A 20778-nucleotide genomic window follows, 5' to 3' on the forward strand; every position below is an offset into this window, starting at 1 on the left:
TTACTCCTCCTCGGGGTACACGACTCCCCAGTCGGCGCGAAGCTTGGTCATAAGCTCCATAACATCAGAAGCATAATCCAGCAGCTCGCGCTTGGAGTCATCGTCGGGAACGGCCTTCTCAAGATCGGCCATCTCATAGCAAAGGGCGTAAGCCTCGGTGCCGGCGTGGACCTCCTCGCGGTGGCCGTCCGCAGTCCACACGATGGTCGCGTGATCGGCACGCGGATACTCATTGACCTCGATATAGCACTTATCGAAGCTGATGACCGAGCGCTTGGGCTGCTTGGAGTGGAGCGTAAGGCTCACAACGCCCAGCTGCTGCTCAGCATTACGGCAGACAATGCCACCCGCGACGTCAACGCCAGTCTCGCAGGTATTGCCCAGAGACACGACCTCGGCTGGCTGGCTGGCCATAAACAGGCGCATGACGGACAGGGCGTACACGCCAATGTCGAGCATGGCGCCGCCGGCGAGGTTGCGATTGTAGAAACGGTTGGTCAGGTCGCCGTACTCCTTGTAGCTACCAAAGTTGAGCTGAGCGAGGTTCATGCGGCCAAACTCGCCGGCATCCATGCGGCGGCGCAGCTCTTGATACAAGGGCATGTGGAGCACCGTGGTAGCGTCCATAAGGACCACGTTGTGTTCGGCGGCAATGGCGCGGGCCTCATCGAGCTCGGCGGAGTTGAGCGTGATGGCCTTCTCGCAGAGAACGTGCTTGCCGGCCGCCAGGGCGGCACGCAGATAGGTGATATGGGTGTTGTGCGGCGTGGTGATATAGACGGCATCGATGTCTGGATCGGCGTAGAGGTCCTCAACCGTCTCGTACACCTTCTCGACACCATACTGCTCGGCAAAAGCCTGGGCCTTGGACAGCGTACGGTTGGCGACACCCGCGAGCTTGCGGCCGGCCAGAGCGAGGGACTGGGCCATTTGGTTGGCGATAACACCGCAACCGATCACGGCCCAGCGGAGCTCGGGGGCCGTAAAGATATCATCGGGGAACGGCTGATCCTGGACCGAGGCAAACGCCGCCTTTGCGGCTGCCTCGGCGTCGAGCGGAGCCTGTTTGGAATCTGCCATGAATACCTCCTGCGTCGTGAAAAGTCTTTCAATTCTGACAGCTATATATTCGCACAAATACGCGTGTATGTGCGTACTTCTGCGTATATAACCGCCAAACGGTCAAAATACAACCGCAGACGGCGCATATACACGCATGGTCACGCAATCCTGCGCACGCAAATACGCACAAATGCGCACTAATCATTGCTCAGAGACGGGGAATTCTACTTAGAACTTCAAAGACAGGATGATCCGCTTCACCACGTCACTCATGGCGCGCTGCAGCTCTAAGGACCGTCCCAAACTGCCGACAGAAAAGGAACGTCCCCAGGCGCCGGCATTTCAAGAGCACTCATTTAAGTCTGTCCCCAATGAGTGCAATCACTCATGTAAGCCTGTCCCCAATGAGTGGGAGTAATCAGAGACCCTTTGCGAGGGAGGTCGGACGTGGCCTTCCTCGTTTTTATTCATGGACTTTAGTCCGTGCCGCACGGCACGCGCGGCATAGAAAGCCACCCGCTCAGCGGGTGGAGGCCAATTTCCGCTACGCGACAAAAACCTTCCCCCTAGCATGAGGATTGTTCAGGTCATCATGCTAGGGGGAATGTGATTGCTGTGGCCCAGAAAGCCGACAGCCTCGCGCACACGAAATGGCTATGCAAGTACCGCATCGCACCGAGGTCAAGCTCGTCGCCGCCATCGCCGAGAAGCACCCCAAGGTGCGCTTTGCCGTGAGCTACACCTCGGCCTACGCCGACCTTTACGACCGCATGGAGCAGGCCCTGCGCGAGCGCGTGGCCAACGCAGTGGAGGTCGTCCGCTCCGACATCAGCCCCGCGCTTCTTGTCCACACCGGTCCAAACCTCGTGGGTGTAGCGGTCCAGGGACTCTAGCGGAGGCGGGGCGTTCTGCCCAAAAACAAATGCAAAAGACGAGCGCTTCTTGCCGCCCAATTGGCAAGAAGCGCTCGTCTTTTCTTAACGCGTTGTATGGCGGAGAGAGCGCAAGTTACGCGAGCGCCCTTCTTGCCAGCTCGGCCGCGCCGAGGATTCCTTGGTCGCCGCCGTAGCCCGGGGCGCAGATGTAGCTCTCCATGTCCTTAAGCTCGGCGGTCTGGATGTAGCCACCCAGATATTCGAGGGTCTTCTTGCGGACGATGCCGTAGAGCTGCTCCTGGTGCATCACGCCGCCGCCGAGGACGATGCGGTGAGGCGAGTACATGAGCACGAGGTTCGCACACATCTGCCCCAGATAATCCCCCTCGAGCATCCACACCTCATCGTTGTCCGCGAGCTCGGCCGCGGGCTTTCCCCAGCGCGCGGCGATGGCGGGGCCGGAGGCGAGGCCCTCGAGGCAGCTCGCGTGGCTCGGGCAGACGCAGCGTCCTTCCTCGGTGGGACGGGTCCTTACCAGCATGTGGCCGGCCTCGGGGTGCAGCATGCCGTGAAGGAGCCTGCCCGCGCACATGACGCCCGCGCCCACGCCGGTGCCGATGGTCACGTAGACGGCGTCCTTGAGCCCCTTGCAGCAGCCGAAGACCGCTTCGCCGAGGCAGGCAACGTTCACGTCCGTATCGTAGGCCACCGGAATCCCGAGGGCGTCGGCAAACGCGGCGCGAAGACCATAGCCTCGCCACGCGAGCTTGGGCGTTTGGAGGATGGAGCCGTAGCGCTCGTCGGCGGGGTCGACGCAGGTCGGGCCGAAGGCGCCGATGCCCAACGCGTCCACATCGCGGGCGGCGAACCACTCGATCATCTGCGGGACGGTCTCGGCGGGCGCAAGCGTCGGGGTCTCCATACGGTCGAGGACCTCGCCGTCGCCGGACACCACGGCACAGACCATCTTGGTCCCGCCGGCCTCGAGGGCGCCGAGCCTCATTTGCTTTTCGCTCATGTGATCCTCCTTACAAAGGGACGCCCGCAGTCATGGTCAACCGCGGACGCCCATAACGTTGGCTTGTTTCGAGGCGACCCTACCTGGGCACGCGGTCCTGCCTTGCGGCAAACGGGGCGAGCACGGCGTGCGGCTCGCTTTGGTACCAGTAGGCGACGGTGGAGATGTCGTCCTCGCGCTCGTAGAGCTTGATGTCGTCGTTGCCGAGGTCCTGGAACGTCACGCGCAGGTCCTCCTTGAACGAGATCGGGTCGGGAAGGTGCCACCTGTAGAGGCCGTGCCTGGGCAGCGCGTCGTCGTTGGTCGCGAGCATCGGGTTCGGGTTCGGCTTGCCCGCGCTGAAGCGGTCGCGCGTGGCGTCGCGCGTCGAGCGGTACGGGTAGCCGGCGAACAGCGTGTTGAAGCACTGCGCCTCGGGCAGCGCGTGGGGCGGCCTGTCGAGGAAGGCCCAGGCGCCGCCAAAGTAGTCCTCGGCTCCCGTCGAGGTGACCGTGGGGAACTCCTCGTCGCCGTCGAGGAAGAACTTCATCTCGCCCTCGCCCCACCAATAGCGCTCCAGGGCGCACAGGGCCATGTAGGTGCCGACGTAGTAGCCCTTACCGCGCACGCCGTCGAGCACGGTGTAGTCGACGCCCCTGCGGGTGCTGCGCTCGCGGTTAAAACGGGCGTGGAAGTACATGGCGTCGTCCGGCACGTCGGTGAGCGCGTAGTTGAACGTGTAGAAGATGTACTTAATGAACCCGGGGTGCTCGCTCGTAAGCGTGACTTTGGCGTGCTTCCTGAAAGGCATCTCGAAGTAGCAGTTCATGCCGCCCGTCGGGTTCACGCAGATGGGCATCGAGTTGACGATGGCGCGCTCACCGAAGCCGTTGCAGAAGAAGTCGCCGACAGGGCACTCGACCGAGGGGGTCTCCTCGTCGTCCCAGTAGAAGCGCAGCACGAGGTCGCGCATGACGAAGCTGCCGGCGGCGGTCTTGTCGGGGACGGTCATCCAGATGTGGCGGATGATGCCGGGGCCCTCGATGTCCGCGAGCGTGATGGTCTCGCCGGACTCAAGGGGCACGCAGCACGAGCCTTTGCGGCCGACGCCGAGGTGGCTGGCCGACATGGCGGCGTGGCCCTTCTCGCCCGTGATGTTCTCGGGGGTGATGGCGCGGCTTTCCTCACCGCCGTGCATCCACACGTCTTTAAGGAACTCTCTCATCGTCGACCTCCTCTATTCGTCGTCTTCGCACTCGGCGGAACTGGCACCGTTCACGTAGACGATCTGCTGGCGCGCCTCGTCGACGAGGGCGTCGAAGTCGAGTTTCTCGTCGGGGCGCGCGAGCGCGACCGTCATGGCGAGCGGGAGGTTGACACCCGCGATCACGTGGATCCGGTCGGAGGCGAAGCGGGAGAAGCGCTGGTTCACGCTGCCGCCGAGCGCGTCGGTAAGGACGACGACCTCGTCAGTGCCCGAAAGCGCCGCCTCGACCGCCGCGTCGAGCCCCTCGCCGTTGTCGTTCACGTAGGCGCAAACGGCGGTGACGGCGTCGCTCTTACCCGTAAGGAACTCGAGGGTGTCCTTGAAGCCCTGGGCGAGAAGGGAATGGCTCGCCACAACTATCTTTCTCATTGATTCACCAATCTCTTGGGTCGAAGCTAGGCGAGGATGCCGGCGGCGGAGGCGACCATCGCGAGGACGATCACCACGAGGATGAGGGCCGTCATGCTCGCGTTCTTCTTGGTAAGAAGGTAATACGCGCTTCCCGTGATGGCGGCGGGGATCATGGCAGGCAGGATCTTGTCGAGCAGCGGCTGAATCTCCATCGAGACGTCGCCGAAGCTGAAGCTAATCGGGCAGGTGACGCCGATGACCGAGGCGATGAGGCAGCCGACCACGGTGAGGCCGAGCACGGAGGCGGCGGCAGTGAGGTTGGGAAGCTTCTCGCTGAAGTCGGTGACGAGCTTCACACCCTGCTTGTAACCGAACTCGAGGGCGTGCATGCGGACCCAGAAGATGGCCAGGATGAGCGCGAACCAGATGCCGGCTCCCACGGGGTTGCCCTCGATGGCCATGTAGGCGGCGATGGAGCCCATGATGGTCGGGATCATGGTCATGAGCAGGGAGTCGCCGACGCCGGCGAGCGGTCCCATGGTGCCGATCTTCAGGTCTTGGACGGCGTCCGCCGCCGCGAGGCCGTCACGCTCCTCCATGGCCACGCAGGCGCCGAGGATGATGGCGGCGAGCCAAGGCTGGGTGTTGTAGTAGCGGAAGTGGTTGTTGAGCGCTTGCTTATAGTCCTCGTCGTTCGTGTAGATCTTCCTCAGGATCGGCGAGAGGGCGTAGGCGACCGAGGCGCCCTGCTGGGTCTGGTAGTTGAAGGTGCACACGCTCATGAGCCAGCGCCAGTTCGCGTTGCGCAGGTCCTTCTTGGTGACCTTATAGCCGGAGGGCTTGCCCTCGGCGGCGGTGATGTTCTCGTTTTCCATGGTTACTCATCCTCTCCGATGAAGGCGTCTGCGGAAGCGTGGGCGGTGAGCTCGGCGTCCTTCTCGGCACGCTGATAGAACGCGATCGCGAGGGCAACGCCGACGATGGCGGCACCGATGATGGGCACGTTCAGGAAGGCCGAGAGGAAGAAACCGGCGAGAAGGTACTGGAAGTACTTGGCGGTTGGCATGTAGCGGAGCAGCATGGCGATACCGATGGCCGGGAGCATCTTGCCGGCGAGGGTGAGGCCGGAGAGGAACCACTGGGGCATGACCTCGAGGAGCCAGTTGACGGCGGGCTGGCCGAGCGTCACGGAGACAAAGACGGGCAGGGCGGCGCACAGGCCGAAGAGCGCGGGGCAGACCCACAGGATGGCGTTCATCTGATTGAACTTACCCTCGTTGCAGAACTTCTGGGACTTCTCGACGACAAAGCCGTTGAGGATCTTGACGACGACGTCGAGCTGGATGCCGAGCATGCCGACCGGCAGGCCGATGGCGAGGCCCGTGTCGGAGCCCAGGGTCACGCCGTAGGCGGTGGCGATGATGGCCATCGTGCCGTAATCGGGAATCGACGAGCCGCCGAAGCCCGCGACGCCGAGCTGCATGAGCTGGATGGTGCCGCCGATGACGAGGCCGGTCTGCCAGTCGCCCATGACCACGCCGGTGATAAGGCCCCAGAAGACGGCATAGTTGACGAAGATCATCGGGATGCCGTAGTAGTCCACGTGCTTGATGAAGGCAAGCAGGGTCAAAAGGACGACCTGCAGGATAGTGAAGTTGACCATGATCCCTCCTTAGATGAGGTCGGCGACGGAGACGGGCTTGTCGGCGGGCACGAACTGTGCCGTCACCTTGACGCCGTGGGCGATGAGCGCCTTGTAGCTTTGGACGTTCTCGGCGGAGGCATAGGCGCGCTGGGTGAGCTGGACGCCGCCCTCCTTGACAAGAGAGCCGCCGACGATCAGCGACGGGAGCTCGATGCCCGACTCGACCAGGTGAAGCATCGTCTCGGGTTCCTTGGCGATGACAAAGACCTTCTCGCGGTCGTACTTGCCCGCCGCGAAGTTCTTGAGCGCGGTCTCCTCGGAGATGATCGAGACGGCCATGCCCGCGGGGCGCGCCATCCTCATGGTGGACTTCAGGACCTCGTCGCCGGCGACCTTGTCGTCGATGACCATGACTCGGGTTGCGCCCGACACCGGGGCCCACTGCGTCACGATGATGCCGTGAAGCAGGCGATTGTCGATTCGTGCCATAACAACACTCATGTTTGCTCCTATCAAATCAAGTTTTTCATTCAGCACTGCCTTGGCGCTATCCGGATTCGCGCCGGGCGAGGGATTATCGGATTATTGAAGACGCGCGGTCAGCTCGTGACGGCGCGGGGGGTCACTCGTCGAACAGGAGGCTTGAGGAGCCGAGACGCTCCTCTCGCGCCGGGGCGGCGCTCACGCTGATGTAGTCGAAGACGTAGGCGATCTCGCTTACAGGAACCTCCACGCGATAGCGCGTCGAGATGCTCGAGAAGCTCTGCCTGAAGGACTCGATGAAATCGGCACGCTCCTCCTCGAAGCGGTCCTGGCCAACGTAGGTCTCAATGGGGTTTCTGGTAACAAGGCGCTCGACGAGACAGCAGAGGTGGACGTAGAGCCCAATGATGGCGTTGCTGCCGATCTTCTCGCCTGTCCTGCGCTGAAGCTCGTGCACGGCGCTCTCGATCTCGTGGAATAGCCGCTCCGGGTCGAGGATGGTGATGGAGCGGATGACGTTCTGCAGCGTCATGTTCGAGAGCAGCTTCTCGTGGAAAGAAGAGAGCTCGGAAGCGTCAAGCCACCTGCCGAACACGGCATCAACCTTAGAGGCGGACGCCGTCGACATGATGTCCTCGAGGGCGACGAAGGGGACGGAGGCGACCCCGGGGTCTCCCGTGCCGATGACGGCGCAGACGCGGTGCTCGGAGAAAACGGCGTCATTCGACCCGTTCGCGACGAGCTGCTTGAAGGGCCTCGTGAGCAGGCGCGCGCCTATGGTGCGCGGGAGGCTCTGCGAGACGAGCTGGCGTATCCTCTCCGCGGCGTCGACCCCGGACTCGGAGCAGAAGACGATGGCGTCCTCACGGTTGACGCGCTCGATCACCTTGCAGTGCGTCACGCACGCGGCGGTCGCATCGCCAAGAACCTCGGCGATGGACTTGCCGCCGAGCAGCCCGACCCCGATCTCGAGCGCAAGACCGGTAGAGACGTTGTTCACCACGCCGATAGTGGAGTCGGTAACGTTCTCGAGGGCCTTATAGGCCTCCTCCAAGGAGCCCATGTCGACGAGGAACACGACCCCGGTGCAGTAGGAATGGCGGTCGACGAGGCGCTGGAGCGGACCGACGATGTCCTTCAGCTGCTGGTCGTAGGGCATGTCGACAGCCTCGTACACATGCATGCCGAGCATACGGTTCGCCGCGTCGGCGATGCTCGTCGCCGTTGAGTAGCCGTGGGACAAGATGACGCAGAGCGTCCGAAGGGCCTTCGCATCGCGAGACTCCGATGCGACGCACAGCGTCAGAAGCGTCTTCGTGAAGTGATCGAGCGAGATTCCCAGCGCCCCTTCCACGTCTGCGGCGACCTGATCGGAGACGCTCGAGGCAAACGGTAATTCGGAGGTCACGGCACCGAGGAGATGGGAGATTTGCTCCGCACAGGCAGACTTTCGCTTAGCCAGGCCGATGCCCGGCCACAACTGCAGGCAAATCTCCTGGGCCAGCAGAAAAGCGACCTTCCTCGAAAGCTCGATGCCATAAGAAGAGCCTGCGTCGGCAAGGACCGCGCCCACGATGCGTTCGAAGGCGCGCGACCTCGAGGAGGTAACGCCGCGGCCGAAGATCAAGTGATCCTCAACGCCGCGCACAGCGGAGACAGCTTGCGAGACGAGCTCGGAGACAGAGAGCTCCCCGGCGCAGAATCGCTCATCGAGAGAGCACAGGGCATCGAGCGCCTGCTCGACCGGCCCTGTGCTCTCGGCGGCATCCAGGGACGCGTCGATCAGAACGCCATCGTCGGGCTGTTGATCGATCTGCGCGGAGGAGAGGAGCCCGCTGGGAAGAAGATACGGGCGAACGACGACGTAGTCGCCCTCGCGATTGAGGAACGCTTTGGCGCAGCAGTTCGTCACGCAGGCGCGCAAGCCGGCGATGTTATCGGAAAAGTCCGCGTTCACGAGGCAACGGTATGCGCCGCGGCTGATCTTCACATCAGAACCGATTCGGCACCCCTCGCTGCGCAGGAAGCTCAAGATGAGATCCTCGCGCTCCTCGGGGGTCCGCTCCTTGAGTGAGGGGACGCGGGCACAGATGGGCATTTTGCTGTAGGCCGAGGAAACCTTCAGGTCATCGGCGGAAAGCGTCGTCGAAAGAACGAGGCGAGCGCGCGGCGCATCCTGGGAGGCATCGAGCCCGAGGGCCGTCGCAAGGCAGTGCTCCATCGCAGAGGGAGAGAGTGCCTCGATGCCGTTGACAAAAACCACACCCCCGCGCGATTTCGCGATCGACTCGTCAAGAAGCCCGTTGAACGAGGCGGCGTCCGGGACCCCGGCGCAGTCGATGCGCACATAGGAGGAGTCGCGGGACAGCAAGCCCTGGTTCTTGCCGTACTCGTACACAAGACGAGAAAGGAAAGACTTGCCGACACCCACGCCGCCGCTCAAGAGGATGGGTAGGCCAAACGGAGGGTACTGAACCGCAGCCTTGCACTGCTCGACAACGGAGCTGAGGCTCAGGTCAAAGCCCACGGCACGCGCGAAGTCACGGTGATCGGCGATTCCCGTCGCCTGGATGAGGTCGGCGAGCGAGGCGTACTCGCTTGCAGAGAGCTTTACCTGAAAACGCTTCTGGAACGCGCGGCGATGAAAATAACGGACAGGCCTGCCCGCCACCTTAACCACAAGGCCGGCGCGAACAAGGTCGTTGAGGTACTGGCTCGCCAGACTCCTGGAGATGATGAGCGTCTCGGCGATGTCGGAGGTGGACAGACGGGCAAGGTCGTCGAGCGAGACGGCAGAGGTGAGGGCCTCGAGATGCTCGAGAATCCTGTCCCTCATGTCGACGGGCTTCTTTGCCAAGCTGTCCTGTGCGGTCTTGTCCATGACTTCTTACCTCCTTGTACAAGGAGTATAAGGGGAACACAGAGAGCGGAAGGGGGCGCGTGGAGGAATCAACAGCCCCGAGGAGAAGTTCACCACTTGAGGGGCAGAAAACAACGGCCATTGAACATTCAGGGCCGACGCTCAACACTTCGGCTCGACACTTCGCTTTGGAAAGGGCCCTGCGCGCCGGGGTCCCAACATAAAGAAGGGCCCCGGCGCGCAGGGCCTAAAGCTTAACCATGCGCGCGGCGATGCGGGCGCAGTCGCAGGCGGCCTTCTTCTCGAAGGTGTTGTAGTCGACGACCTGGCCCTCGGCGCAGGGCTTGTCGCTGATGGCGCGCACGACGACGAGGGGCACGCCGTTGAGATAGGCGGCCTGCGCGATGGTGCAGCCCTCCATCTCGCAGCACAGGTCGCCGAAGGTCGCGAGGATGCGCTCCTTCTGTTCCGCGGGCGAGACGAACTGGTCGCCGGAGACGACGCGGCCCTCGAGGACCTTAATGTCGGGGGCGACGGCGGCCGCGGCGGCGCATGCCGCCAGCAAGGGCCGGAACGGATCGCGCAAGATCAAGGCGTCGCCCAGGAGGTCGGGCGTTACCGTCAGCCGGCGCCGCGTCTGCCGCATCATGAGGGAGAACGGCCTGGCCGGCACATACGGCAGGAAGAGGTTCAAGGTGCACCCCGGGGCGGTCAACGAGGCCGACGTGCCGAACGTCGTCGCGCGCGGCTTCGGCGGCAGGGCGCCGCGCACCCAAATATGCAGCGACATGGCCTGCGTGCGCGTCGGGGCGTCGTGGAACTACGTCTGCCTGCTCGTCGACCTCTGCAACGGGGAGATCGTCGGCCACTCCGCAGGACCGAGGAGGGGCGCGCGAGCTCCGAGCCAAGCTCTCGGATTACGTGCACTGGTACAACAACTTCAGGATCCACTCGACACTGGGCTACATGTCGCCGGTCGAGTTCAGGGAGGCGGGACCGTCCCTCCCGGAATCGTCCAAATTGGTGTTGCCAATCCATAGCCAATCCAGCCATCATCTCCGCGAAGGCGGACGTCAGGAAAAGCTCGGCTTGAGCTCGGTCGGACGCGGTCTGTGGGGCATCATTCAGGCTCAGGGGGTCTCCTTGTCTTCTTCGGTCGCAACCTGAATGATAGGAACGGCCCCTTCTCTCTTTCCCTTTCGTTTTCGACGCGTCACTCTCTCGGCGGGCTTAAGGCCCGCGCTCGCGGGTGCAGGGGCTGCGCCCAAACCCCAAAAACTTAACGCCGTGCTCGAAACGTTTCCGGACGTCAGCGTAATCTCAAATCCCGTTAGTCAGCTCATGAGCAAGCCACCTGAGACCACTCATTTCTCCTACTGGCAATGAAGACCTGCGACCTGAAGTTTTGCAAACTGTTTGAAAGCCACCTGCGTTGATTCACTTCCTATTGCAGCTGGCGTCTTGCACGCGAAAAGGCATTTGAGTTTCAAAACGGGCATTTCGGCGCTATCGAGCCTTCAAAGGCATCCCGCCGCGCCCTTTGGGACTAAAACAAAAACTCAAAGCCCTGAGTTCGTAAATAGTTTTTGGAGTTGTCCCGACTTTTGTCACCGAAGCCGACGAAACGCGACAGGGTGTCACCTGGCGGCACTCGATTCGAGACGGCACCGAAAACTGGATGCAACCGGAATGACGGGGCGGCAGAACCGAAGCCATCGAGTAGCGATAGAAAAAGGCCCGGATGCCGTGGGGCATCCGGGCCTTTGCTAGCAACTTGATGTTGCGGGCAGCTTAGAACTTGTGGCCGCACTTCTTGCAGACGCGCAGCTTGTTCTTGCCGTCCTTCTCGTGACCGACGCGGGTAACCTTACCGCACTCGGGGCAAACGAGATTGACGTTGGAGGCGTCGATGGGAGCCTCCTGCGAAACGATGCCGCCCTGCTGGTTGGCAGCGTTGGGCTTGACGGCCTTCTTGACGACCGAAACGCCCTCGACAACGACCTTGTTCTCGGCGGGGAGAGCACGCAGGATAACGCCCTGCTTGCCGCGATCCTTACCAGAGAGAACCTGGACCTTATCGCCCTTCTTGATATACATATATCTCCCCTAACTACAGGGTCTCGGGAGCGAGCGAGACGATCTTCATGTACTTCTTGTCACGAAGCTCGCGAGCGACGGGCCCGAAGATACGGGTGCCGACGGGCGAACCATCGTTGTTGATGACAACGCAGGCGTTCTCATCAAAGCGAATGTAGGAGCCATCCTTGCGGCGGATCTCCTTAACGGTGCGAACGACGACGCAACGGACAACGTCCTTCTTCTTGACGTTGGCACCAGGGGTAGCCTCCTGGACAGCACCGATGAACACATCGCCGATGCCTGCATAACGACGCTTGGAACCGCCAAGCACCTTGATGCAGCGAATCTTGCGAGCGCCGGAGTTGTCGGCGACGTTCAGCATGGTTTGCATCTGAATCATGGTAGATGTTCCTCCGAACTAAGAACCGAAGAGAGGTGCGCAGCCTTTATACGGCCCGTGGTATGCAAGCCAGGCATACGCACATCTTCGGAAACGTACAAGTCGTAAGAGCGACTGCTTATTTAGCGCGCTCGACGACCTCGATGAGGCGCCAACGCTTCATCTTGGACATAGGACGGGTCTCCATAACGCGGACGGTATCGCCCACGCCGGCCGTGCACTCCTCGTCGTGAGCGTGCAGCTTCTTGGAGCTGGTCATCATCTTGCCGTACTTGGGGTGACGCTTGCGCTCGGTGATGGTGACAACAATGGTCTTGGCACCGGAGACGGAGGTAACGACACCCGTACGGACCTTACGCGAGTTACGCGAATCAGTCATGTTCTCTCCTTAGGTCCTACTCGGCGACAGCGGACTTCTCCGCTGCGATCTCGCGGGCGCGCTGCTCCGTGAGGACGCGAGCGATGTCCTTCTTCACGGTGTTGACGCGAGCGGTGTTGTCCAGCTGGCTGGTGGCCATCTGGAAACGAAGGTTAAAGAGCTCGGCGCGCATTTCCTTCAGCTTCTCAACGAGCTGAGCGTCCGAGAGCTCACGAATCTCTGCGGGCTTCATTAGTTCTCCTCCTTGGCGGCGGCGGCGTCCTCAGCAGCCCACTTGGCCTCGAGAGCGGCCTCCTCAGCCATCTCCTTCTCGATGCGCTGCTCAGCGTTCTTGGCAGCAACAATCTTGGTCTTGATGGGAAGCTTGTGCTGTGCAAGACGCAGAGCCTCGCGAGCGACCTCCTCGGGCACGCCCTTGACCTCGAACATGATGCGGCCGGGCTTGACGACGGCCACCCACTCCTCGGGGTTACCCTTACCAGAACCCATGCGAGTCTCAGCAGGCTTCTTGGTGATGGGCTTATCAGGGAAGATCGTGATGTAGACACGACCGCCACGCTTCATGTAGCGGGTCATGGCAATACGAGCGGCCTCGATCTGACGGTTGGTGATCCAATGGGCCTCGAGAGCCTGGATACCAAACTCGCCGAAATGCAGCTCGGTATTACCCTTGGCCTGGCCCTTCATGGAGCCACGCTGCACCTTGCGGTGAAGAATACGCTTAGGGGCAAGCACTACTGACCCCTCCTCTCGGAGTTACGACGACGAGGACGGGAAGAGCCCTCGAGTGCAGGGTTGGGAACAGGCTGGCCCGGGAGCTTCTCGCCCAGGTAAATCCAGACCTTCACGCCGCAAGCGCCCATGGTGGTGCTGGCGACAGCCGTGCCGTAGTCGATCTTGGCACGGAGGGTGTGCAGAGGCACGCGACCCTCGCGGTACCACTCACGACGGCCCATCTCGGCGCCGCCGAGACGACCGGAGCACTGGATACGGATGCCCTTAGCGCCGGCCTTGCGGGCGGACTGGACAGCCTTGCGCATAGCGCGACGGAAGGCAACGCGGCCCTCGAGCTGCTCGGCGATAGACTGAGCAACGAGGTTGGCGTCGAGCTCGGGGCGCTTGATCTCGACAACGTCGACGGAGAGCTGGCCCTTGGAGACGCCAGCGACCTTCTCGAGCTCGGTGCGGAGGGTATCGATCTCGGCACCCTTCTTACCGATGACAACGCCGGGGCGAGCGGTGAGGATGATGACCTTCACCTTGTCGCCAGCGCGCTCGATCTCGACGCGGGAGACAGCTGCGCGGGAAAGACGCTTCTCGAGGTACTTGCGGATCTCGAGATCGTTACCGAGGGTCTTAGCGTAATCCTTCTCTGCGAACCAGCGGGAGCGCCAGTTCTCGGTGATGCCAAGACGGAAGCCGGTGGGGTAGACTTTCTGACCCATACAGCTTTACGCCTCCTTTCGAGGAGCAACGACGACGGTGATGTGGGAAGTACGCTTCAGAATGCGAGAAGCGGAACCCTTGGCGCGGGGACGGATGCGCTTAAGCGTCGGACCCTCGTCAACATAGGCAGCGGCGACAACCAGGTTGTCGGCACGCAGACCGTTGTTGTTCTCGGCGTTCGCAACGGCGGAACGGAGAACCTTCTCGACATCCACGGCGACGGCGCGGTCGCAGAAGTGGAGGATGTCGAAGGCCTGAGCGACAGGCTTGCGGCGGATCAGATCGACCACCAGGCGGGCCTTGCTGGGGGAAACACGCACGTACTTAGCGACGGCGCGAACCTCGGTGGCCTCAGTTTCAATAGACTTAGTTGCCATTTACGGTTAACCCCCTATTTGGCCTTGTGGCCACGGAACGTACGAGTCGGCGCGAACTCGCCGAGCTTGTGACCAACCATGGACTCGGTAACATACACGGGCACATGCTTGCGGCCGTCGTGGACGGCGATGGTGTGACCAACCATCTCGGGGAAGATGGTGGACGCGCGGGACCAGGTCTTCACGACGTCCTTCTTGCCAGCCTCGTTCATCGCGGTGATACGCGAGAGAAGGCGAGTCTCCACGAACGGGCCCTTTTTGAGACTTCTGCTCATAAGTGCTTTCTCCTAAAACTCGGTATCCGAAATTACTTCTTACGGCGACGAATGATGTGCTGGTTCGAGACCTTCTTCTTCTTGCGCGTACGAAGGCCCTTCGTCGGCTTACCCCAGGGGGTAACGGAGGGACGACCAGAGGTGTGGTTCTTGCCCTCGCCACCGCCGTGCGGGTGGTCGACAGGGTTCATGACGGTACCGCGGACGGTCGGGCGCACGTTCATGTGACGCTTACGGCCGGCCTTGCCGATGACGATGTTGGAGTGATCGGCGTTGCCGACCTCACCGACGGTGGCGCGGCAGGTAACGAGGATGCGGCGCATCTCGGAGGAAGGCATACGGACGATAGCGTACTTGCCCTCCTTACCCATCAGCTGGCAGGAGTTACCGGCGGAACGGGCGATAGCAGCGCCCTTGCCCGGCTGGAACTCGACGGCGTGGATGAGCGTACCGACGGGGATGTCGGCGAGGGGCAGAGCGTTGCCCGGCTTGATGTCGGCGTCAGAACCGGACATGATGGTCTGACCGACCTCGAGGCCCTTGGGGGCCAGGATGTAGCGCTTCTCACCGTCAGCGTAGTGCAGCAGAGCGATGCGAGCGGAACGGTTCGGATCGTACTCGATCGTGGCAACCTTGGCGGGCACGCCATCCTTGTTGCGCTTGAAGTCGATCACGCGGTAACGACGCTTCACGCCGCCGCCCTGGTGGCGGGTGGTGATGCGGCCGTTGTTGTTACGACCGGCCTTCTTGGGCAGGGGCTCGAGAAGAGACTTCTCGGGCTTGGTGCAGGTGATCTCGGAGAAGTCGGAGATCGTCTGCCAACGCCTACCAGCGGAGGTCGGCTTAAGGTGCTTTACAGCCATTACAATCCCTTTCAATAGGAATCCGTTAGCCATCGCAGACAGGGATTCGAGGTTCTGCCTCGGGTGCGATGACACCGGACGTATACACGGTTCCGGGCGTGTCCATTTTATACGCCCAAAACCTTGAGCTCTCGCCTCCCCTTTTTGGGAGGCATGAGCTCACTCAACAGCAGCGAGTCTTAGGCCTGGTTGCCAAAGACCTCGATGGTGTCGCCCTCGGCCAGCGTGACGATGGCCTTCTTCCAAGAACGGGTCTTGCCGGCGACATAGCGCACGCGCTTGGTCTTGGGCTTGACCGTCAGGGTGTTCACGCGAACGACCTTGACGCCGAAGATCTCCTCGACAGCGTCCTTGATCTGATACTTGTTAGCATCCTTGGCGACCTCGAACGTGTACTTGTTCAGCTCCATGCCGGAGAAGGAACGCTCGGACACGATCGGACGGATGATGATCTCGTGGGCGGTCATTTATGCAAGCACCTCCCCGAAGTGAGCGGCGATGTCGGCGGGCATCAGCACGGCGTTGTTGTTGACGAGATCGTAGGTGTTGGCCTCGTCAGCGGTGATGATGAACGTCTTGGGAATGTTGCGGAACGACAGGTAGGCGTTGACGTCCTCATCGCGAACGATGATGGTCAGACGCTTGCCCTCAAGGCCGAGAGCCTTGAGCATGGCGACGGCAGCCTTGGTGGAAGGCTTCTCGAAGCCGTAGTCGTCGACGAGCACGAGCTCGCCATCGGCCAGCTTGGCGGACAGCGCGGAGCGCATAGCCAGCTTGACCTCCTTGTTGTTCATACGCTTAGCGTAGGAACGGGGCTTGGGGGCGAAGACAACGCCACCGTGACGCCACTGGGCGGCACGGATGGAACCCTGGCGGGCACGGCCGGTGCCCTTCTGACGCCAAGGCTTCTTGCCGCCACCGGAAACCTCAGAGCGGCCCTTAGCGGACTGGGTGCCCTGACGCCAAGAGGCCATCTGGCACTTGACGATGTGGTGCATAACGTGGATGTTCGGCTCGATGCCGTACACCTCAGCGGCGAGCTCGGCCTCGGCGACCTTCTTGCCCTCGCTGTTCTTTACTTCAAACTTTGCCATTTAAGTGTTCTCCTTGGTATGACGCTGGGCTAAATGGGCTGGGCCCTTAGGCCATACGGATGGCGACGAGACCATTCTTGGCACCCGGGACAGCGCCCTTGACCAAGATGAGGTTCTGCTCGGCATCGATGCGGACAACGGAAAGGTTCTTGACGGTAACGCGCTCGTTACCCATGTGACCGGCCATCTTGACGCCCTTGAGGACGCGCGCAGGATAGGCGCACTGACCGATAGAACCGGGGTGACGCTGGAAGTGAGAACCATGCGTCATAGGACCGCGGCGCTGACCCCAGCGCTTGATGCGACCCTGGAAGCCCTTACCCTTGGAGGTACCGATGACGTCGACCTTCTCGACATCAGCGAAATCAGCGACGGTGACGACCTCGCCGACCTTGTGCTCCTCGCCGTTCTCGACGCGGACCTCACGAAGGAAGCGAACAGGCTCGACGCCAGCCTTGGCGAAGTGACCAGCCATGGGCTTGTTCACGTTCTTGGCCTTGATGTCGCCGAAACCGATCTGGACGGCGTCATAGCCGTCGGTTGCCTGAGTTTTAACCTGCGAGACAGCGCAGGGGCCAGCCTGGATGACCGTGACGGGAACGACGTTGTCGTCCTCGTCCCAAACCTGGGTCATGCCAATCTTGCGGCCGAGAATCATGCTGATCAAGATATGATCCCAACTCTCGCGTGGTCTTGGGACAATGCGTACACCACCGAGCGTACGCCCCTAGAGGACCACTACTTACATGACGTGCTCCCCAGCCTTGTATTTCGCCCGGACTACCTGACAACCCTACTAAGCAGGCATTTTGTCCAGCCAGAATACTCCCCTGGTTTCACACAGCTGTTTAGTATACACGGCTGCGGGCGTATCCATCGAGATTCATATTTCACTCACATTGTTTACGCAGGTAAAGTGCGTGGAGTCGCCTGGGCTTGGCAGAGGGGCGGCGAAATATATTAAGTTTGCTGCTCTACAGTCCTGCGCAAGACGGAAAGCACATTAAGTGCTTTCCTTTGCGTGCGGAACTCGCGACAAACTTAATATATTTCGCCGCCCCTCTGCCAAGCTCGGGAGACGACACGTTGATGTCTGCTTAACTCTGCTCGCTCAGCTAATTACTTTGTTGGGGGTCCACTATTTGCTGGAGGGTGAACTTGCATTGCATTGGCTCGCCCTCTGCTTGTAGCTTTGCCTCATCGAAATCGAAGATCATGATGGCGCAGTTGGGGAGTTTTCTTGGGAGCTCAAAGTCCTCTGGGGCTGCAGCCTTGATAAATTGGCGGCTGGCGCTGCCGTGGCTTACTGCTAGGAGGGTTTCGATGCCCTCGGAGCCCATGAGATTGGTGAGGGCGCCTACCATGCGTTCTTGCAGTGCGCGGCTTCCTTCTCCTCCGAAGGGGACCAGGTCCTCGCCCGGATCCCAAACGTCGGTGGGCAGCGCGTCGTGCGGGCCCTCTTCGAAGGTGCCGTAGCAGCGCTCGATGATGCCTTCGCAGGGATCGACTGCTGCGTCCGGGCCAAGGAGCTCGCTTGCGACGAGACTTGCCGTGTCCATGGCTCGGCCCAAAGGGGAGGAGACCACCTTGTCGGGAACGACGTTGTGGGCTTTGAGCCATGCGGCTGCCACCCGTGCCTGCTGACGGCCCAGGTCGGTCAGCGGCGAATCGCAGCGGCCCTGGACCAGCTTTTTGACGTTGAACTCCGTCTGACCGTGGCGGAGTAGATACAGCTTCTTCATGCTCTCCCCTTCTGCATAACCTGCTTTGCCGGCACAGCCTTACTCGTGGGTATGTCCTACGTAGTCTTCGTCGATCGTAATCTTGGCAATCGACCTGGGGTATTCCGATTCGACCCGTTGTGCCAGCGCGTGCTTTAAGTCTTCGGCACTCATCTGCAGATCCGAGGGACGCACGCAGTCGAAGATCACGTTGGTGTGCGTAGGACCCGGCACACAGCGCAGGTCATGAATCGAGAGGCGGCTATCGATCTGTTGGGCCATGGCGTTAATGCGTAAACGCATGCTCGCCACCTTGGGATCGTCGGTCACGATGGGGTCGTAATGGAGCGTGACGATCATGCCGTCTTCGTTCCTAAACGCCTGCTCAATATTGTCGAGCGTGTCATGACTTTCCAGCGGGCTGGCCTCGGCTGCCATCTCGGCGTGAGCGCTTGCGAACTTCCTGCCCGGGCCGTAGTCGTGAACCATCAAATCGTGAACGCCTAAAACGCCGGGATAGCTCATGATCTTGTCTCGAATGTGCTTGACCAGCTTAGGATCGGGCGACTGACCCAAAAGCGGGCTCACCGTATCTTGAATAAGTTCAAAGCCGCTCCAGCCAATATAGGCGCCAACGGCAAGGCCGACCCATGCGTCAAGATTGATGTGCGTCACCTGCGAAACAATTGCGCACGCCAACACGGCGCCCGTGGCAAGAACATCGTTCTTAGAATCCTGCGCGGTCGCATGCAGCGTCTCGGACTCAATGCGATCGCCGAGCTTTTGGTTGAGGGCCGCCATCCACAGCTTAACAACCATCGAAAGCACTAGAACTGCCACCAGGGCAAGCGAGAACTCGACGGGTTCGGGGTGGATGACGCGCTCAACCGAGGACTTCACCAGCTCAACGCCAATCAGCAGCACGAGTGCCGCCACGACCAATCCCGAGAGATACTCGTAGCGACCGTGGCCGTAAGGATGCTCGGGGTCGGCCGGTTTGCTCGCCAGCTTAAAGCCCAGCACGCTCACGATATTCGAACTGGCATCGGACAGGTTGTTCATGGCATCCGCCACGATCGAAACCGATCCCGACAGCACACCAATTGCGCCCTTCGCAGCACAAAGCGCCACATTGGCGACAATACACACCATGCCCGCTAACGTGCCCACACGCGCACGATCGCCCTGCGCGCGCTTAACTATCCACTCGACCATCTGCATCCGCCCCCACGGTACTACCTATATATCTATTGCTCAAACGGATTGTAGTGTAGCCACTTTGTCTCCCAGATACAAAGAGGCCGCGGCCCGCACGGGCCACGGCCTTGGAGCATGACAAAAGAATCGTCCTTGTGTCGCACAGGTTTATGCGCTTACTTCAGCAGCGCTCGCCACTGTTTCGGGCGAATCGGCTCCATCCCCCGCCGCCTGCCCCTTCGCCGGCACCACACCAAAGCAGTAGCTCAGCGCCGCAGACGCCGCAAATGCCGTGCCGCCGGCAGCACAGCACCACAGCAGGTTCGAAATGCCGCCCGTGGCAAAGCCAATGACCATGAGGACATTCGTCATGCCGATGGTATAGGCCGTAACGTGGCCCACGGCCGCAACAAGGCCTCCGACGGCGCCGCCAATAGCCATGCACGTCAGGCACCTGCCATATTTAAAGCCGCAGCCGTACAGCGCCGGCTCGCTTACGCCGCCAAGAACACCCGAGATCGAGTAGCCCAGCATGAGCGCCTTCTCGTCCTTATCCGCAACGCGAAGCGACGCGCCAAAGGGCATGCCCCAAACGGCAAACGTTGCCATCGTCGCGGCGATCAGGATGCAAGAATCCGTTCCTACACTCATAAACTGTGCATAGGCGAGCGATAGGACAACGTTACTGACACCCGCGATCTTAAGGAACTCCCAGCCCGCGGCAAGCCCCATGAGCGTGAGCAGCGACACGATGCCACCGGAATTGCCAAGCATAAACATAAGCTGCCCCAACAGCATGCCCAGATAGCTGCCCGCCGGCGCCGTAATACACAGCGAAACCGGAACCATGACAAGCATGGTTGCAAACGGAACGAACGAAAACGCCACGGCCTTCGGGATAACGCGCCGAAAGAAACACTCCACTCGCCATAGCACGGGCACCGAGATGAGAACCGGAATAACAGTCGTCGTGTAATCGTTGACCGGCGCGGGAAGCAAACCATACACGGAAGCCATCGATGCCCCCGTCGTCGATGCGGCATCGACGAGCTTAAGCAGATCGGGCGCAATCAATACGCCGCCCAGCATCATGCCCAGCTGCTCCGAGCAACCGAGCTGGCGGGCGGCCGCCCAACCAAGATAAATGGGCAAAAAGTAGTAGCCGGCGTTATAGAGCCAACTGTAGAACAGGCGATAGATTTCGGAATCGGCAGACCACAGGCCCAGCATGCCCTCGCCCATAATGACGGCGACGGTGCGGAACAACGCCGCGCAGACAATAAACGGCAGCGCACACATCATGCTTTTAGACAGATAGTCCACCACGGCCATGGCGTTTGATGAGACCGTCGTTGTAAACGAGGTGTTAGAAACTTGTGGCATGGAACGCCTTTCCCAATGTGACAT

The 20778-nt window shown here is 61.1% G+C and carries 26 protein-coding genes and 1 pseudogene; 3 read left to right on the forward strand and 24 right to left on the reverse strand.

What is annotated here, in order from left to right:
• Complete coding sequence (locus tag ABHU32_RS07225; protein WP_346979516.1) at nucleotides 1-1080, reverse strand: Gfo/Idh/MocA family protein; 1080 nt, start codon at nucleotides 1078-1080, stop codon at nucleotides 1-3.
• Nucleotides 1081-1718: 638 nt separating this feature from the next.
• Here ABHU32_RS07225 and ABHU32_RS07230 point away from each other — a divergent pair.
• Complete coding sequence (locus ABHU32_RS07230; protein ID WP_346979517.1) at nucleotides 1719-1955, forward strand: DegV family protein; 237 nt, start codon at nucleotides 1719-1721, stop codon at nucleotides 1953-1955.
• A 115-nt stretch (nucleotides 1956-2070) separates the two neighbouring features.
• On the opposite strand, the gene ABHU32_RS07235 is transcribed toward ABHU32_RS07230, so the two are convergent.
• From ABHU32_RS07235 to ABHU32_RS07270, 8 genes are all read right to left on the reverse strand, one after another.
• Complete coding sequence (locus ABHU32_RS07235) at nucleotides 2071-2955, reverse strand: ROK family protein (RefSeq protein ID WP_346979518.1); 885 nt, start codon at nucleotides 2953-2955, stop codon at nucleotides 2071-2073.
• A gap of 79 nt (nucleotides 2956-3034) precedes the next feature.
• A complete protein-coding gene (locus ABHU32_RS07240) occupies nucleotides 3035-4159 on the reverse strand; it encodes a glycoside hydrolase family 172 protein (protein WP_260698761.1) in 1125 nt (374 codons plus the stop codon).
• A gap of 12 nt (nucleotides 4160-4171) precedes the next feature.
• The gene (locus ABHU32_RS07245; protein ID WP_152067443.1) at nucleotides 4172-4570 is read right to left on the reverse strand and encodes a PTS sugar transporter subunit IIA; all 399 of its coding nucleotides are present in this window, start codon (nucleotides 4568-4570) and stop codon (nucleotides 4172-4174) included.
• Between the two features lie 26 nt (nucleotides 4571-4596).
• A complete protein-coding gene (locus ABHU32_RS07250) occupies nucleotides 4597-5427 on the reverse strand; it encodes a PTS system mannose/fructose/sorbose family transporter subunit IID (RefSeq protein ID WP_260698762.1) in 831 nt (276 codons plus the stop codon).
• A gap of 2 nt (nucleotides 5428-5429) precedes the next feature.
• On the reverse strand, nucleotides 5430-6215 hold the full coding sequence (locus ABHU32_RS07255) for a PTS mannose/fructose/sorbose/N-acetylgalactosamine transporter subunit IIC (protein WP_152067441.1): 786 nt from the start codon (nucleotides 6213-6215) through the stop codon (nucleotides 5430-5432).
• Between the two features lie 9 nt (nucleotides 6216-6224).
• Nucleotides 6225-6698 (reverse strand): PTS sugar transporter subunit IIB, encoded by a 474-nt coding sequence (locus tag ABHU32_RS07260; protein WP_152067440.1) that lies wholly within the window; start codon nucleotides 6696-6698, stop codon nucleotides 6225-6227.
• Between the two features lie 121 nt (nucleotides 6699-6819).
• A complete protein-coding gene (locus ABHU32_RS07265; RefSeq protein ID WP_346979519.1) occupies nucleotides 6820-9561 on the reverse strand; it encodes a PRD domain-containing protein in 2742 nt (913 codons plus the stop codon).
• 226 nt (nucleotides 9562-9787) lie between these two features.
• Nucleotides 9788-10132, reverse strand: coding sequence for a 5'-methylthioadenosine/S-adenosylhomocysteine nucleosidase (locus ABHU32_RS07270; RefSeq protein ID WP_226812404.1), 345 nt, complete (start codon nucleotides 10130-10132; stop codon nucleotides 9788-9790).
• Between ABHU32_RS07270 and ABHU32_RS07275 the strand changes: the two genes are divergently transcribed.
• Both ABHU32_RS07275 and ABHU32_RS07280 read left to right on the forward strand, forming a co-directional pair.
• The gene (locus ABHU32_RS07275; RefSeq protein WP_346979520.1) at nucleotides 10062-10580 is read left to right on the forward strand and encodes an IS3 family transposase; all 519 of its coding nucleotides are present in this window, start codon (nucleotides 10062-10064) and stop codon (nucleotides 10578-10580) included. The genes ABHU32_RS07270 and ABHU32_RS07275 overlap by 71 nt on opposite strands.
• Nucleotides 10462-10707: an IS3 family transposase gene (locus ABHU32_RS07280; RefSeq protein WP_226812402.1), complete on the forward strand. Its 246-nt coding sequence runs from the start codon at nucleotides 10462-10464 to the stop codon at nucleotides 10705-10707. Before ABHU32_RS07275 ends, ABHU32_RS07280 begins: the two co-directional genes overlap by 119 nt.
• A 624-nt stretch (nucleotides 10708-11331) precedes the next feature.
• Here the strand turns inward: ABHU32_RS07280 and rplX are convergent.
• The 15 genes and pseudogenes from rplX to ABHU32_RS07355 all read right to left on the reverse strand — a co-directional run bounded on the left by rplX (nucleotide 11332) and on the right by ABHU32_RS07355 (nucleotide 20754).
• Nucleotides 11332-11637: a 50S ribosomal protein L24 gene (gene rplX, locus ABHU32_RS07285; RefSeq protein ID WP_099432059.1), complete on the reverse strand. Its 306-nt coding sequence runs from the start codon at nucleotides 11635-11637 to the stop codon at nucleotides 11332-11334.
• 13 nt (nucleotides 11638-11650) lie between these two features.
• Nucleotides 11651-12019, reverse strand: coding sequence for a 50S ribosomal protein L14 (rplN, locus tag ABHU32_RS07290; RefSeq protein WP_006235041.1), 369 nt, complete (start codon nucleotides 12017-12019; stop codon nucleotides 11651-11653).
• A 118-nt stretch (nucleotides 12020-12137) separates the two neighbouring features.
• Nucleotides 12138-12398 (reverse strand): 30S ribosomal protein S17, encoded by a 261-nt coding sequence (gene rpsQ, locus ABHU32_RS07295; RefSeq protein WP_006235040.1) that lies wholly within the window; start codon nucleotides 12396-12398, stop codon nucleotides 12138-12140.
• Between the two features lie 16 nt (nucleotides 12399-12414).
• Nucleotides 12415-12630, reverse strand: coding sequence for a 50S ribosomal protein L29 (rpmC, locus tag ABHU32_RS07300; RefSeq protein WP_006235039.1), 216 nt, complete (start codon nucleotides 12628-12630; stop codon nucleotides 12415-12417).
• An 86-nt stretch (nucleotides 12631-12716) separates the two neighbouring features.
• A pseudogene (rplP, locus tag ABHU32_RS07305) lies at nucleotides 12717-13133 on the reverse strand (50S ribosomal protein L16); the annotation flags it as partial.
• Nucleotides 13133-13843, reverse strand: coding sequence for a 30S ribosomal protein S3 (gene rpsC, locus ABHU32_RS07310; RefSeq protein WP_006235037.1), 711 nt, complete (start codon nucleotides 13841-13843; stop codon nucleotides 13133-13135). The gene rpsC and the pseudogene rplP, both read right to left, overlap by 1 nt.
• A 6-nt stretch (nucleotides 13844-13849) precedes the next feature.
• Nucleotides 13850-14221 (reverse strand): 50S ribosomal protein L22, encoded by a 372-nt coding sequence (gene rplV, locus ABHU32_RS07315; RefSeq protein ID WP_006235036.1) that lies wholly within the window; start codon nucleotides 14219-14221, stop codon nucleotides 13850-13852.
• A gap of 14 nt (nucleotides 14222-14235) precedes the next feature.
• Nucleotides 14236-14496, reverse strand: a complete 261-nt coding sequence (gene rpsS / locus ABHU32_RS07320) for a 30S ribosomal protein S19 (RefSeq protein WP_006235035.1) — start codon at nucleotides 14494-14496, stop codon at nucleotides 14236-14238.
• A gap of 32 nt (nucleotides 14497-14528) precedes the next feature.
• Nucleotides 14529-15359, reverse strand: coding sequence for a 50S ribosomal protein L2 (rplB, locus tag ABHU32_RS07325; protein WP_022094198.1), 831 nt, complete (start codon nucleotides 15357-15359; stop codon nucleotides 14529-14531).
• A 179-nt stretch (nucleotides 15360-15538) separates the two neighbouring features.
• Nucleotides 15539-15826 carry a 50S ribosomal protein L23 gene (rplW, locus tag ABHU32_RS07330; RefSeq protein WP_022094197.1) on the reverse strand — a complete coding sequence of 96 codons (288 nt, stop codon included), beginning with the start codon at nucleotides 15824-15826 and terminating at the stop codon, nucleotides 15539-15541.
• On the reverse strand, nucleotides 15827-16453 hold the full coding sequence (gene rplD / locus ABHU32_RS07335; protein WP_006235032.1) for a 50S ribosomal protein L4: 627 nt from the start codon (nucleotides 16451-16453) through the stop codon (nucleotides 15827-15829). It abuts the gene before it with no gap.
• Between the two features lie 46 nt (nucleotides 16454-16499).
• Nucleotides 16500-17120, reverse strand: a complete 621-nt coding sequence (gene rplC, locus ABHU32_RS07340) for a 50S ribosomal protein L3 (protein ID WP_035137484.1) — start codon at nucleotides 17118-17120, stop codon at nucleotides 16500-16502.
• Between the two features lie 448 nt (nucleotides 17121-17568).
• Entirely contained in the window at nucleotides 17569-18195 is a 627-nt protein-coding gene (locus ABHU32_RS07345; RefSeq protein ID WP_346979521.1) for a histidine phosphatase family protein, read from the reverse strand.
• Between the two features lie 39 nt (nucleotides 18196-18234).
• Nucleotides 18235-19389 (reverse strand): cation diffusion facilitator family transporter, encoded by a 1155-nt coding sequence (locus ABHU32_RS07350; RefSeq protein WP_346979522.1) that lies wholly within the window; start codon nucleotides 19387-19389, stop codon nucleotides 18235-18237.
• Between the two features lie 150 nt (nucleotides 19390-19539).
• A complete protein-coding gene (locus ABHU32_RS07355; RefSeq protein ID WP_346979523.1) occupies nucleotides 19540-20754 on the reverse strand; it encodes a PTS sugar transporter subunit IIC in 1215 nt (404 codons plus the stop codon).
• Nucleotides 20755-20778 lie beyond the last annotated feature (24 nt).

The sequence above is a fragment of the Collinsella aerofaciens genome (assembly GCF_039758965.1).
Taxonomy (GTDB): domain Bacteria; phylum Actinomycetota; class Coriobacteriia; order Coriobacteriales; family Coriobacteriaceae; genus Collinsella; species Collinsella aerofaciens_BR.